The following is a 13,667-nucleotide window of genomic DNA, read 5'->3' as shown; positions in this document are numbered from 1 at the left end:
CATGGCCGATCTGAAGACCGCACCGGCCGCAGCGGCCATGGACGCGCCCCCACCGGCTGTCGCTGTCAAGGCCCATCCGGAGGGCGGCATCCGTCGCCACTGGCGGCTGTACGCCGCGATCTCGCCGTTCTATCTGCTCTTTCTCTGCTTCGGCCTGATCCCGGCCGGCTTCTCGCTCTTCCTCGCCTTCCAACGCTGGGACGGCCTGGGCAACATGGAGTACGCGGGGCTGTCGCAGTTCCGCTATCTGCTCACCGACACCCAGTTCTGGGACGCGCTGGGCAACACACTCGTGATCTGGGCCATGGGCACCTTCCCGATGCTCGTCATCGCCCTGATCAGTGCCGTGATGCTGAACTCCGCGGTGCGGCTGAAGCGCGTCTACCGGTTCGCCTACTTCGTGCCGTCGGTCACCTCGGTGGTCGCCGTCGCGATCATCTTCGGCTCCATCTTCTCCACCAGCTTCGGCATGGTGAACGCCGTGCTCAAGGCCATCGGGGTCAGCGAGGTCGCCTGGCTGAACGAGCCGTGGGGCATCAAGGTCGCCGTCGCCGCGCTGATGACCTGGCAGTGGACCGGCTACAACGCGATCATCTATCTCGCCGGTCTGCAGACCATCCCCAGCGAGCTGTACGAGGCCGCGAAGGTCGACGGAGCCGGTCCGGTCAAGACCTTCTTCAAGATCACCGTGCCGATGATGCGCCCGGTCATCCTGTTCACCGTGGTGGTGTCCACGATCACCGGTCTGCAGTCCTTCTCCGAGTCGCAGGTGCTGCTCGGCGCCAACAACGGCGGCTCGACGTTCTCCGGCGGCCCCGAGCACGCCGGCCAGACGGTGGTCCTCTACTTCTTCCAACAGACCTTCGACAACAACGACTTCGGCTACGGGGCGGCCATCGCCTGGGCGATCTTCCTGATCGTGGTCGTCTTCTCCATCATCAACTGGCGGCTGGTCCAGCGCCGGGAAAGGGACTAGGAGGCCGCCATGACCAAGACCTTCACACCGAGGATCAAGGGTGCCCTGGCCCGCGGTGTCTCCTTGCACACCGCGCTCATCGCGGGCGTACTGCTGTCGGTCTTCCCGTTCTATCTGGCCGTCGTCATGGCCACCCGGACGACCAGCGAGATCTTCTCGTACCCGCCGAAGCTGCTGCCCGGCTCGCACTTCGGCGAGAACGTCAAGAACCTCTTCGACAACGTCGACTTCTTCGGGTCGATGCTGAACTCGTTGATCGTCGCGGTCAGCGTCACGGTGCTGGTGTTGTTCTTCGACTCGCTCGCGGCGTTCGTCTTCGCCAAGTTCGAGTTCCCGGGGCGCAAGCTGCTGTTCGGGCTGATGATGGCCATCTTCATGCTGCCCGCGCAGCTGGCCGCCATCCCGCAGTTCGTGATCATGGCGAAGCTGGGCTGGATCGGCTCGCTCACCGCGCTGATCGTCCCTGCGGCGGCCAACGCGTTCGGCATCTTCTGGATGCGCCAGTACATGACGGGCGCCATCCACGACGAGCTGATGGACGCCTCCCGCCTCGACGGCTGCAGCTTCCTCCGCCAGTACTGGCATGTGGCGCTGCCCGTGGTCCGCCCTGGCCTGGCGTTCCTCGGCATCTTCACCTTCATGAGCCAGTGGAACGACTACGCCTGGCCCCTGATCGCCCTCACCAACCCGGACAACGTCACTCTCCAGGTCGCGCTGTCCCAGCTCAACGGTGTGCACAGCATGACGGACTACGGCATGGTCATGGCCGGCGCCCTGCTGGCCCTGATCCCGCTGCTCATCGTGTTCGCCTTCGCGGCCCGCCACTTCATCGCCGACCTGGCCAAGGGAGCCATCCGCTGATGACCCGCCCGTCCCTGCCCACCCGCCCCTGGGAGAGCCCGGAGCTCACCTCCTGGCAGCGGCTGCCGATGCACGCCGTACGCCGGGAGGGGGACCGGATCGAGCTCGACGGCAGCTGGCGCTTCCAGCTGCTGCCCGCGCCCGATGTCCCGCTCGCGGACTTCTGGACCGAGCTGGAGGTGCCCGGCCTCTGGACCATGCAGGAGTTCGACGATCTGCACGGGGTGGCGGACCTGCCGCACTACACCAACGTCCAGATGCCGTTCCCGCACTTCCCGCCGCAGGTGCCCGCCGCGAACCCGACCGGTGTGCACGAGCGGGAGGTCGACATCCCGGCGGAGTGGGCGGGGCGGCGGATCGTGCTGCACGTGGGGGCGGCGGAGAGCGTGCTGGTCGCCGCGGTCGACGGGCGACCGGTGGGGATGGGCAAGGACTCTCATCTGGCGGGCGAGTTCGACATCACCGACGCCGTACGGCCCGGCGAGCGTGCCACCGTACGGCTGACCGTGGTCAAGTGGTCCGACGCCACGCACATCGAGGACCAGGACCAGTGGTGGCACGGCGGTATCACCCGCTCCGTGTACGTCTACGCCACCGATCCGCTGTATCTCGCCGATGTGAAGATCACCGCCCCGGCGGACGGCGGTCTTCTGGCCGAGGTGCAGGTCCGCTCGGCGGCGGGGGCGCTGCCCGCAGGCTGGTATGTCAGCGGCGAGCTGGAGGGTGTCGGGGAGCTGGCGCAGGACGCGGAGTTCGACGCGTACTGCAAGGAGGAGTGGCGGGTCTCCGACTTCCTCGGCGAGGCGCGGCTCAAGGCCGTCGTGCCGGACGTGCGGCCGTGGACCGCGGAGACCCCCGAGCTGTACGGACTCACGGTGCGGCTGCACCGGGCGGACGGCAGCGTGGCGGACACCTCGCGGCACCGGGTGGGCTTCCGCACCGTGCAGATCCAGGGCCGGGACCTGCTGGTCAACGGCGAGCGGATCTTCCTGCGGGGTGTCAACCGGCACGACTTCCACCCGCTCACCGGGCGGGTCGTGTCGCAGGCGGACATGCGCGCCGACCTCGTCCTGCTCAAGCGCTTCGGCTTCAACGCGGTGCGCACCTCGCACTACCCCAACGACCCCGCCTTCTACGATCTTGCCGACGAACTCGGCGTCTATCTGATCGACGAGGCGGACATCGAGTCGCACGACCACGCCCATGAGATAGCCGACGACCCGCGCTATCTGGCGGCGTTCACCGACCGGGTGTCGCGGATGGCGCTGCGCGACAAGAACCACCCCAGCGTGCTGATCTGGTCGCTCGGCAACGAGTCCGACTACGGCGCCAACCACGACGCCGCCGCGGGCTGGCTGCGCCGCTACGACCCGACCCGGCCGCTGCAGTACGAGGGCGCCGCGAAGATCGACTGGGCCGACACCTCGCTGGCCTCCGACATCGCCTGCCCGATGTACGCCAACCTCCCCGAGGTCGTCGAGCACGCCCTGTCCGGGCGCCAGACCAAACCGCTGATCTGGTGCGAGTTCTCGCACGCCATGGGCAACAGCAACGGCACCCTCGCGGACCACTGGGCGGCCATCGAAAGCACGCCGGGCCTCCAGGGCGGGTTCATCTGGGAGTTCCGCGACCACGGCATCCTGCAGCGTGTGGACGACAAGCGACCGGCCGGCACCGCGGGCGCCGGCGCCTTCGCCGACGGTGTCGCCGGTCCGGGCCTGCGCTGGGCCTACGGCGGCGACTTCGGTGACACCCCACACGACGGGGCGTTCGTCACCGACGGCATGGTCTTCCCCGACCGCACCCCCAAGCCGGCGATGTACGAGCACCGCGAACTGGCGGCGCCGGTCCGGCTGACCGCGTCGGTCGACGGGTCGGTGACGGTACGCAACCACCAGCACTTCCGCGATCTGTCCTGGCTGGCGGGCGAGTGGGTGCTGGCGGCGGAGCGCACCGGCACGCACACCGTCCCAGCGGTCCTGCCCGACCTGGGTCCGGGGGAGTCGGCGACCGTCGCCGTACCCGCGGAGCTGCTGGCGCAGGCGGACGGGGACGGCGGCGAGGCGTGGCTGACGCTGCGCGCCACCACGGCCGGCGCGGAGAGCTGGGCGCCGGCGGGGCTGGAGGTGTGCACGCCGCAGGTGCGGCTGCGCGGCGCCGCCCCGGCGGTCGCCGACACCGCGCAGGGCGAGGTCACCCTCGACGAGGACGGCCTGCTCGTGCACCCGCTGCTGGCCGCGCCGCCCACGCTGAGCCTGTGGCGCGCGCCCACCGACAACGACGAGCTCGGCGGGATCGCGGAGCGCTGGCGCAAGTGGGGCCTTCAGGCTCCGACCCGCACCCTGCTGGACGTGTCCGTACGCGACGGGCGGACCGTCGTACGGGCGGAGTACGCCACCGCCGAGGGCGCCGTACGCCATGAGCAGACCTTCACCCCGATCCCCGGCGGAGTCCTCGTCGAGGAGACGGCCGAGCTCCCCGAGGGCCTGACGGACGTCGCCCGGGTGGGCACCGTCTTCGAGACGGCCGCCAGCTACGAGGAGCTGGACTGGTTCGGCCAGGGGCCGTGGGAGTCCTACCCCGACCGCTGCGCCGGCCCGCCCGTCGGCCACCACCGGGTCGCCGTGGACGACCTGTTCACCCCCTATCTGCGCCCGCAGGAGAGCGGCGGCCGGCAGGGCGTACGCAGCCTCGCCCTGCACTCCGCCGCGGGGGAGCGGCTCGCGGTGCGCTTGGACGAGCCGCGCCAGGTGTCGGTCACCCGGCACCGCGCCGCCGATCTGACGGCCGCCACGCACCACGACGAGCTCACACCGCAAGAGCGCTGCGTGGTCCATCTGGACGCCGAGCACCGCGGTGTCGGTACGGCGTCCTGCGGGCCCGACACGCTGCCGCAGTACCTCGTGGGCCCGGGCGTCCACCGCTGGTCCTGGAGGCTGACCGCCGAGTAGGCGGCCCCCGGGGCACCGTCCACCACCAGCCAGCCAAGTCCGCATCCACCGGGCCGACAAGCCCACCGCGCTCCGTCCCCCAGCCGGAGCGCGGTCCGGGCTGCCCGAAACCTCTCCTGGAGACGATGTGTGCACCTCGCACGGCACCGACCGGCGCACCTTCCTCAGCCGCGCCGGGCTGATCACCGCAGGCACCGCGCTCGCCACGGCCACCGCCGCCACGCAGGCCGCAGCGCAGGCGGACGAGCCCGCCGACTGGCGGCCGGACCCGGACAGCAACCGGTTCACGCTGGTCGTGATGCCCGACACCCAGTACCTCTTCGACGGTCCGAGCATCCAGCGCGCACCCGTCGAGGCCTCCCTGCGCTACGTCCTGGACCACGGCCGCGACGACAACATCGTCTTCCTGGCCCATCTGGGCGACCTCACCGAGCACGGCACGGACACCGAGTTCGCCGCCGTGGGCGAGGCGTTCGAGCTGCTGGACCGCAACGGCGTCGGCTACAGCGTGCTCACCGGCAACCACGACATCCCCTCGCGCACCGACGACCAGCGCGGCGCCACCCCGTATCTGCGCACCTTCGGCCCGGACCGGATGGCCGATCTGCCCACCTTCGGCGGGGCCACGCCGGACGGCTACAACACGTACCACCTGATCCCCGCCGCCGGCCGCGAGTGGCTGGTCCTGGCGCTGGACTGGCGGATGTCCGAGGCGGGCTTCGCCTGGGCCCGCCAGGTCATCGCCGACCACCCGGAGTCCCCCGTCATCCTCACCACGCACGACCTCGTGGGCGTCGACGAGGACAAGGGCGGGGCGGTCCTGTCCGACTACGGGCAGCGCCTGTGGTCCGAGCTGATCCACGACCACGACCAGATCTTCCTCACCCTGAACGGCCACTTCTGGCCCGCGGCCCGCACCGTCCGCGAGAACGCCGCCGGCAACGACGTGCACCTGCACCTCACCAACTACCAGAACCGCTACTACGGCGGCGCCGCCATGATCCGCCTCTACCACTTCGACCTGGATCGCGACACCATCGACGTCGAGACCGTCTCGCCGTGGATCCTGGGCCGGGCCGCCGACGGCCTGAACGAGCTGGAGCGCGGGGAGATCGAACTGACCGGCCCCGACGACCGGTTCTCCGTCGCGGTGGACTTCGCCGAGCGTTTCGCGGGCTTCGCCCCCGTGGCCGCGCGCGGGCCCCGGCCCGCGGCGCAGCTGTTGGTCCCCGGCACCCTGGCGTACTGGCGTTTCGACGGGCGCGAGGACGGCGCCAGGGCCGAGGGACCGATTCGCGACCTGAGCGGCCGCGGCAACGACCTCACCGTCGTCGCCGTCCCCGGCTCCTCCTCCCGCAGCCTCACCTTCTCCGCCGCCCACCACCCCGACCAGCCCGGTCACGGCAGCCTGCGCTTTGCCGGCGGCAAGCCGCCGCTGCAGGGCGCATATCTGCGTACGGTCCAGGGCGCACCGCTGAACGCCGCGACCTTCCCCGACGGTTACACCATCGAGGCCTTCTACCAGCCCGCCGAGGACTGGGACTCCGCCCGCAACGCCTGGGGCGGACTCGTCGGTCGCACCGGCACCGGCGGCGCCGCGGGCAAGACGCAGGACGACCCGGACGAGCCGCTGGCCACCCTGTCGTTGTCCGACGGCCCCGGCCCGCAGTGGGCCGTCCGGCCGCTCAACCAGGAGGGCATCGCCACCAACTGGGGCGACGAGACCGCGCCCGGCCGCTGGTGGCACGTCGCCGTCGTCAACGACGGCAGCCACACCACGATGTACGTCCAGGGCTGCCCGGTCGCCCGCAACCCGCACGCGGCAGCCGTCGGCCTCACCTCGGTCGGGCTGCCGTGGCTGCTGGGGGGTTACGAGTACGGCGGCAGGATCGACCAGATCCTCAACGGCCGCCTCGGCGACGTCCGCATCTGCGACCGGGCGCTGGCCGTCGGCGACTTCATGCTCAGCTGACGGACTTCATCCGGGCCGACCGGTCCCGCCCGAGGGCTCGCCCCCTCTCGCCTCCGGGGGCGAGCCCTCCATCCCGCCGATTCCCGCCATCCACCGCAAGGGAGTAGCACCCGCATGCCGTCCTCCAAGCTGCCGATCTGGGCCGACCCCGACGTGCCCGCCGCCGCGCTCAGCGCCCAGGCCCTGTCCCGCCGCGGCCTGCTGCGCCGCGCCGGCCTGTTCGGCGCCGCCTTCGCCGCCGGATCCCTGCTCAGCCCGTCCACCGCTTCCGCCGCGTCCGCGCCCCAGCTCGGCGGCACGGACCCGGAGTTGGCGTACCTGGTCGGCGACCACCACATCCACAGCGTCTACAGCCACGACGCCAAGTACACGTTCAGCCAGCTGGTCGACGCGGGTGCCCGCTACGGCCTGGACTGGATGGTCTTCAACGAGCACTCCAACTTCGGCCACGCGAGCTACGGCGCCCGGCTGGAGCACGAGGAGATCCTCAAGGCCCGCGCCGCCCACCCCCGGCAGCTGATCTTCCAGGGCCTGGAGTGGTACATCCCAGCCGCCGAGCACTGCACGGTCTTCGCCGCCCCGGGACCGCACGAGGTCGACCTGCTCACGCGGTTCGAGCTCGCCTACGACGGCAAGCTCCTGGACCACACCGCCGGCGGCCCCGACCACCCCGACACCCCGCGCAACGAGGCGCACGCGGTGGCCGCCATCCGCTGGCTCGCCGAACAGCGCCGCACCGGCTACATCGACGACGTCCTGGTCATCGCCAACCACCCGATGCGCCTGGGCATCGACTCCCCGCACGAGATGCGCAACTGGCGCGACGCCGCACCCGACATCATGATCGGCATGGAGGGCGCCCCCGGCGCCCAGGGCGGCGGCATCCCCGGCTGGCGCGGCCCCGACTCGCAGCGCGGCGAGTACGAGAACGCCCCCTCGGCCAACTCCTGGCCCGGCTACCCCACCGACGCCTACGTCACGTACGGCGGCTTCGACTGGGTGACCGCCACCGTCGGCGGCCTGTGGGACGCGATGCTCTCCGAGGGCAGGCTGTTCACCATCACCACCAACTCCGACGTGCACCGGGTGGTCTTCGACACCTGGAAGAACGGCGACTGGCCGCCGGGGCAGAACTTCGACAACACCGGCCGGCTGCCCGACCCGGTGAACACCACCGAGCCGCAGCCCGGCGGCGACTTCTGGCCCGGCCAGTTCAGCCGGACCCATGTGGGCGTCACCAAGTACGGCTACCGGCCGGTCATGGCGGGTCTGCGGGCCGGCAGGGTCTGGCTCGACCACGGCCAGCTCCTGGACGGGCTCGACGTGCGCCTCAGACGCGCCGACGACACCGGCCGCGGAGTCACCCTCGGCGGCCGGCTGCGGGTACGCCCCGGCGACCGGCTCACCCTGTCCGTCACCGTCACCACGGCCTCCCGGCCCAACGCGCACGACATCCTGCCGGAGCTCGCCCACGTCGATGTGATCCACGGTGCGGTGCGCGGCCCGGCCGCGGACCGCGACTCGTGGCGGGCGCCCGACACCCGGGTCGTGCACACGACGGACGTCACCGGCCGCTCCGGGACCTATACCCTGCACATCCCGCTGACGGCCGGCGACGAGCCCTTCTACGTCCGGCTGCGCGGCAGCGACGGCAACCGCAACGGCACCGGCTACCTCGGCGCGTCGATCGACCCGCACGGGCCGATCGCACACGAGCCGGGCGGCGGCGACCCGTGGCTCGACACGTGGTTCTACACCAACCCGGTGTTCGTCGATGTCGCGGGGAGCTGACGTGACGGCTCAGCTCCCGGCCTCGGTGCTGCGGATGCTGGCCGAGGAGCCGCCGGCCGGCGGGCTGGAAGACGTCCGGCACGTGGTGGTCCTCATGCAGGAGAACCGGTCCTTCGACCACTACTTCGGCATGCTCCCCGGCGTCCGCGGCTTCGGCGACCGCAATGCGATCCGCCTCCCCGGCGGCGCCCTGGTCTTCGACCAGCCCGACGGGGAGCGGACCGTCCGCCCCTTCGCCGCCCGCGCCGCGGCCGGTACGCCGCAGCTGGCGACCTTCCACGACCTCGACCACAGCTGGGAGACCGCCCAGCAGGCCTGGCACGGCGGCTGGATGGACGGCTGGGTCCCGGCGAAGACCCCGGCCACCATGGCCTACCTGGACCGGGACGACATCCCGCTGCACTACGCACTGGCCGACGCCTTCACGATCTGCGACGCCTACCACGCGTCCATCCACTCCTCGACCAGCCCCAACCGCAACTACCTGTGGTCCAGCCTGTCCGGCCATGAGCCGGACGGCCGCCGCGCCGTCGACAACGACGCCAACGACGAGGACGTCCACCCCGGCTACGACTGGCCGACGTACGCCGAGCTGCTGGAGCGGGCGGGCCGCAGCTGGCAGACGTACAGCGAGTGGGAGAACTACACCGACAACCAGCCGGAGTTCTTCGCCACCTTCAAGGCCGTCGCCCGCGAGGCGCTGCGCAAGACCGACGGCCACACCTACCTGGAGTCCTTCTACGAGACCGTCCGCGAGGCGGCCGACGACGCCGAACGGGACCGGCTGCTGGGCTTGCTGGAGGAGGGCGTCGACGCCCTCGCCCCGGCGGAGCGCAGCCTGTTCGAGCGGGCCCTGCGCCGGGTGCCCACCGGCACCCTCACCGACGCCTTCGCCCGCGATGTGGCGGCGGGCCGGCTGGCGGAGGTCTCCTACGTCGTCGCCCCGGCGGTGTCGTCGGAGCACCCCAACGTCTCCTCCCCGCAGGCCGGAGCGGAGGTGATCCACGGGCTGCTGGACGCGCTGGCCTCGCACCCCGAGGTGTGGCGGCACACGGTCCTCCTCCTGACCTACGACGAGAACGACGGCTTCTTCGACCACGTCCCGCCGCCAGTGCCGGGCCCGGACGACCCGGACGAGTGGTGGGAGGGACACCCCACGGGCCTGGGGATCCGGGTGCCGATGCTGGTCATCTCACCCTGGTCGACGGGCGGTCACGTCTGCTCGGAGCTCTTCGACCACACCTCCGTGAACCGGTTCCTCGAGCGGTGGACGGGGGTCGAGGACCCGAACGTCTCGCCGTGGCGCCGGACGGTGACGGGCGATCTGACGGCGGCGTTCGCGTTCGACCCGGAGCCCGCTCCGGCCGCCGTGCCGCCGGGAACGCGTCCCGCCCGCGCGCTGCCGTACCAGCCGGACGCGCACGCCGTTGTGCGCGGCGAGCAGGTCGCGGTGACGCTGGTCAACACCGGCGCGTCCAGCGCGCACTTCGCGCTCTACCCCTACGCGGGTGAGTTCGCCGCGCCCCAGCACCGGGATGTAAGGGGCGAGGCGCAGTGGACGGTGCCTCTCACCGCCGACCACTACCGCTTCACGGTCACCGGCCCGAACGGCTTCCGCCGCGAGTTCACGGGCACGCCGTCCGACGGCGTGGAGGTCGCCTCGGCGGTCGAAGCCCCGGCCCGTGAGCTGCGGCTGACGCTCACCAACACCTCGGCGCGGCCTCAGACGGCAACGGTCCGCCCGCAGGCCCGTGAACGGGATCCGCACCCGGCCTGCCTGCGGTTGGCACCCGGCGAGACCCGCACCCTCACCCACCCCACCAGCGCCGCACACGGCTGGTACGACCTGGTGGTCACCGTGGCGGGCGACCCGGCTTTCTCCCGGCGGCTGGCGGGACACATCGAGGACGGGAGGCCGAGCGTCACGGGGTGACCGGTCCGCCAGCCGCGACAGCCCGGGGCGGTCACGCCGAGCCGGGTTCGTTCCACCGACAGTCCGACCCGCCTGCCACCGCGCGCTCCCACGCCGTGCCCGAGGACGCACTCACACGCTCCTGCACACACAGCGAGTAGCAGCTCTCAACCCCCGGATAAGGCGACGGCTAGGGCCGCGCCGCCTCGCGGATCGTACGCGGCGCCGCTCCCAGTTCGCGGCGGCAGGTCTTGTTGAAGGCCTGGAGGTCCGGGATGCCGACCGCCGCCGCCACCGCCGGGATCGGCATCGTCGAGGCCTGGAGCAGATGCCGGGCGCGCTCCATACGGCGGCGGCGGATGTAGGACACCACCGTGTCGCCCGTGCCTGTGCGGAACAGGCGGGTGAGGTGGTTGTGCGAGACCCCCGCCGCCCGGGCGATCCCCGGCACCGGCAGCGGTCCCGCCAGCCCCTGTTCGATGTACGCGAACGCCGCCGCCAGCGCCGGATGCGGCTGCCCCGCCGCCTCCTGGCCGCCGCCGAGCTGCGCCGTGTGCCACAGCACCGTCCACACCTCCGCAGCCGCCCGCGCCGGCGACACCGGCATCGCGGCCACCGCGTGCCGCAGCAGAGCGGTGAGCACCGGGGCCTCCGCGCCCGCGTCCTGCATCACCGGCACGGTCCGCCGCTCACCGCGGCCGGGCAGCGCGAAGTGCGCGTACAGATGCTCGTTCCGGCGCGATTCGTAGTGGAAGTGCACCTCTACATCCGGCGGCACCAGGCTCACGTGCCCGGGCCGGATGGGATACCGGCCGCCGCCGAAGGCCAGCTCGCCGGAGTAGGTGTACAGGTGCAGCTGCCACAGGCCGGGAAGCCGGAAGACGTCGTGCGAGCCGAGGGTGCCGTGCATGCCGACGCCCGCGTTCACCGCCTGCGGCGGTTCGTCCAGCGGCAGCACCACATGACCGGTCATGGTGAGAAATTACCAGTAGTCGATGAATAGAGCACACGACAGGGGAGCAGGCCCTTTCTAGGCTTGCCGTATGTCAACCAGCAAGCAGCTACTGAACTCGGCCCAGGTGGCGAGCTTCGTCGCGCACGGCTCGCTCCGCCTGGACGCCGTCGTACCGCCGGAGATGAACGAGCAGGCCATCGGCGTCTTCGACGCCGGGATCCCCGAGGTGCCGTTCGGCACCCCCGTGGACAAGGCCTTCCCCGAGGGGTCCTTCGCCCGCCGGCTGATCGAGCTCCCGGCCGTCGCCGGCGCCCTGGAGAGCCTCGTCGGCCCGGGCCCCACCGTCGACCACCACTTCGTCCACGTCCGCGAACCGCACGGCGGCGAGGCCCAGCCCCTGCACGCCGACGCCGTCATCGACATCCGGCCCGACGCGTTCGACGTCCAGCTCATGTACTACCCGCAGGACGTCACTACCGAGATGGGCGGCACCCTCAGCGTCCCCGGCAGCCATCTGCGCCGCACCAACGAGTCCGACACCGGCCGCTACCAGAACCTCCGCGGCCAGACCCGCCTCACCTGCCCGGCCGGCACGGTCGTCCTGCTGCACCATGGCATCTGGCACGGCGGCCGGCGCAACGCCAGCGACATCCTGCGCTACATGTTCAAGATCCGCTTCAACCCGACCGTCCCCCAGGTCCGCCTCTGGGACACCTCCGACCTGGACGACCCCGCCGTCGCCAGGGAACTCAGCCTCACCTTCCCCTGGTACGAGCCCGCCACCGGCCGCCTGGAGGTCTACAACCGGGTGAAACTCTGGCGCGCCCTGACCGGCGACGACACCTTCGACATCGACTACTGGGCGACCCGCGTCGCCAACCGCCCCACCCTCCGGAGCCACGCATGAAGCAGCAGGTCCTGGTCCTCTATCTGGCCAACTCGGCGCTCGACTCCGAGGTGGTGGGCTGGTCGCAGTACGACGGCACGGGCCGCACCAGCCCGACCACCGGCGACAGCGACGAACCGCCGTACGAGACGGGCGTCGCGGCGCTCCAGGACGGCTGGCGGCTGTTCCAGGCCGCGCAGCTGATCCCGCCGTACCCGGGCGCGGAGTACGACACGTCGTTCCTGAAGCACGAGTTCTTCTTCGAGAAGCTCCAGGGCTGAACGCGTAAGGGGCGCCCTCCGCGGAGGGCGCCCCTTACGCACGCCGACGTCAGGCGTAGAACGCCGGCTTGTCCACCATCTCCACCTGCTCCACCCCGCCGGAGCGCTGCGCCCGCACCGCCGCCACCGACACTGCCGTGGCGGCGTAGCCGTCCCACGCCGACGGCCCCGTGGCGCGGCCCGCCGCGGCCGAGTCCACCCACGCCTGCAGCTCCGCGTCGAAGGCCGCCGAGAAGCGGTCGTCCCACTCCTGGTCGATCGCGGTGCCGATCCGCGCCGCCGCCCGCAGCTGCGCCCGGGCCGGGTCGGGCAGCCGGATCAGGCCCTCCTCGCCGATCGCCTCGCACTGGATGTCGTAGCCGTACTGGCAGTTGACGAAGACCTCCAGATCGATCCGCACCCCGTCGGCGGTCTCGAAGAGGATGAACTGCGGGTCCGCCAGGTGCTCGAAGCGCCGGCTGGTCGACCGCGGCACGATCACCTGCACCGAGACGATCTCGTCGTCCAGCAGCCAGCGCGCCGCGTCGATCTCGTGCACGCCGGAGTCCTGCACCGCCATGTCGGTGGTGTACGCGTCCGGCACAGCCCGGTTGCGGTGCGCGCAGTGCATCATCAGCGCCCGGCCGATGCCGCCGCCGGAGATGATCCGCTTCAGCTCGCGGTAGCCCGTGTCGTACCGGCGCATGAAGCCGACCTGCACCAGCCGCCGCCCGTAGGCCTCTTCGGCCGCCATCACGGCCAGGCAGTCCTCGGCGGTCGTGGCCAGCGGCTTCTCGCAGAGCACCGGCTTGCCCGCCGCGACGGCGCCGAGCACATGCTCGGCGTGGGTCGGGCCCCAGGACGTGACCAGCACCGCGTCCACGTCCGCGGAGGCGATGAGTTCGGCGCCGTCGGCGCACACCCGGGCGCCGCCCGCCTCGCCCGCAGCCTTCTCGGCCAGGGCCCGGTCGATGTCGGTGACGGCGGAGATGACGGCGCCGCTGGTACGGCGGGTGACGCGTTCGATGTGCTCGCGCCCGATCGAGCCGGTGCCGATCACTCCGATACGTATGGTCATGCTGGTCGTTCTCCTTGCGGGTCGG

At 71.6% G+C, this 13,667-nt stretch carries 10 protein-coding genes; 8 read left to right on the top strand and 2 right to left on the bottom strand.

Going from position 1 to position 13,667, the window contains the following annotated elements:
* The first annotated feature begins 1 nt into the window (after nt 1).
* The 6 genes from OHA88_RS01945 (at nt 2) to OHA88_RS01920 (ending at nt 10,484) form a co-directional block, all read left to right on the top strand.
* On the top strand, nt 2-976 hold the full coding sequence (locus tag OHA88_RS01945; RefSeq protein WP_371797151.1) for a carbohydrate ABC transporter permease: 975 nt from the start codon (nt 2-4) through the stop codon (nt 974-976).
* Nucleotides 977-985: 9 nt separating this feature from the next.
* Nucleotides 986-1,837 carry a carbohydrate ABC transporter permease gene (locus OHA88_RS01940; RefSeq protein WP_267009346.1) on the top strand — a complete coding sequence of 284 codons (852 nt, stop codon included), beginning with the start codon at nt 986-988 and terminating at the stop codon, nt 1,835-1,837.
* Nucleotides 1,837-4,788, top strand: a complete 2,952-nt coding sequence (locus OHA88_RS01935; protein WP_328623928.1) for a glycoside hydrolase family 2 TIM barrel-domain containing protein — start codon at nt 1,837-1,839, stop codon at nt 4,786-4,788. The genes OHA88_RS01940 and OHA88_RS01935 overlap by 1 nt, the downstream gene beginning before the upstream one ends.
* Nucleotides 4,789-4,915: 127 nt before the next feature.
* Nucleotides 4,916-6,760 carry a LamG-like jellyroll fold domain-containing protein gene (locus OHA88_RS01930; protein WP_443044151.1) on the top strand — a complete coding sequence of 615 codons (1,845 nt, stop codon included), beginning with the start codon at nt 4,916-4,918 and terminating at the stop codon, nt 6,758-6,760.
* A 114-nt stretch (nt 6,761-6,874) separates the two neighbouring features.
* Entirely contained in the window at nt 6,875-8,551 is a 1,677-nt protein-coding gene (locus OHA88_RS01925) for a histidinol-phosphatase (RefSeq protein ID WP_328623927.1), read from the top strand.
* Nucleotides 8,535-10,484, top strand: coding sequence for an alkaline phosphatase family protein (locus OHA88_RS01920; RefSeq protein ID WP_443044149.1), 1,950 nt, complete (start codon nt 8,535-8,537; stop codon nt 10,482-10,484). The genes OHA88_RS01925 and OHA88_RS01920 overlap by 17 nt, the downstream gene beginning before the upstream one ends.
* Before the next feature lie 169 nt (nt 10,485-10,653).
* On the opposite strand, the gene OHA88_RS01915 is transcribed toward OHA88_RS01920, so the two are convergent.
* Entirely contained in the window at nt 10,654-11,436 is a 783-nt protein-coding gene (locus OHA88_RS01915; RefSeq protein WP_267009351.1) for an AraC family transcriptional regulator, read from the bottom strand.
* 70 nt (nt 11,437-11,506) lie between these two features.
* Here OHA88_RS01915 and OHA88_RS01910 point away from each other — a divergent pair, with 70 nt between their 5' ends.
* Nucleotides 11,507-12,325: a phytanoyl-CoA dioxygenase family protein gene (locus tag OHA88_RS01910; RefSeq protein WP_328623926.1), complete on the top strand. Its 819-nt coding sequence runs from the start codon at nt 11,507-11,509 to the stop codon at nt 12,323-12,325.
* Nucleotides 12,322-12,585: a hypothetical protein gene (locus tag OHA88_RS01905; RefSeq protein WP_267009353.1), complete on the top strand. Its 264-nt coding sequence runs from the start codon at nt 12,322-12,324 to the stop codon at nt 12,583-12,585. The genes OHA88_RS01910 and OHA88_RS01905 overlap by 4 nt, the downstream gene beginning before the upstream one ends.
* A gap of 49 nt (nt 12,586-12,634) precedes the next feature.
* Here OHA88_RS01905 and OHA88_RS01900 read toward each other — a convergent pair whose 3' ends face one another.
* The gene (locus OHA88_RS01900; RefSeq protein ID WP_328623925.1) at nt 12,635-13,642 is read right to left on the bottom strand and encodes a Gfo/Idh/MocA family protein; all 1,008 of its coding nucleotides are present in this window, start codon (nt 13,640-13,642) and stop codon (nt 12,635-12,637) included.
* Nucleotides 13,643-13,667: the final 25 nt, after the last annotated feature.

Origin of the sequence: Streptomyces sp. NBC_00353, assembly GCF_036108815.1 — a bacterium.
In the GTDB taxonomy this organism is placed as follows: Bacteria; Actinomycetota; Actinomycetes; order Streptomycetales; family Streptomycetaceae; genus Streptomyces.
Note: the sequence above shows the minus strand (reverse complement) of the source record. Positions and strands in the feature narration are given on the sequence as shown.

Excerpts from the sequence above, each read along its gene's own strand:
- OHA88_RS01940 (WP_267009346.1), top strand. The coding sequence starts at position 986 with ATGACCAAGACCTTCACACCGAGGATCAAGGGTGCCCTGGCCCGCGGT.
- OHA88_RS01915 (WP_267009351.1), bottom strand. The coding sequence starts at position 11,436 with ATGACCGGTCATGTGGTGCTGCCGCTGGACGAACCGCCGCAGGCGGTG.
- OHA88_RS01920 (WP_443044149.1), top strand. The coding sequence starts at position 8,535 with ATGTCGCGGGGAGCTGACGTGACGGCTCAGCTCCCGGCCTCGGTGCTG.
- OHA88_RS01900 (WP_328623925.1), bottom strand. The coding sequence starts at position 13,642 with ATGACCATACGTATCGGAGTGATCGGCACCGGCTCGATCGGGCGCGAG.
- OHA88_RS01925 (WP_328623927.1), top strand. The coding sequence starts at position 6,875 with ATGCCGTCCTCCAAGCTGCCGATCTGGGCCGACCCCGACGTGCCCGCC.
- OHA88_RS01945 (WP_371797151.1), top strand. The coding sequence starts at position 2 with ATGGCCGATCTGAAGACCGCACCGGCCGCAGCGGCCATGGACGCGCCC.
- OHA88_RS01935 (WP_328623928.1), top strand. The coding sequence starts at position 1,837 with ATGACCCGCCCGTCCCTGCCCACCCGCCCCTGGGAGAGCCCGGAGCTC.
- OHA88_RS01910 (WP_328623926.1), top strand. The coding sequence starts at position 11,507 with ATGTCAACCAGCAAGCAGCTACTGAACTCGGCCCAGGTGGCGAGCTTC.
- OHA88_RS01905 (WP_267009353.1), top strand. The coding sequence starts at position 12,322 with ATGAAGCAGCAGGTCCTGGTCCTCTATCTGGCCAACTCGGCGCTCGAC.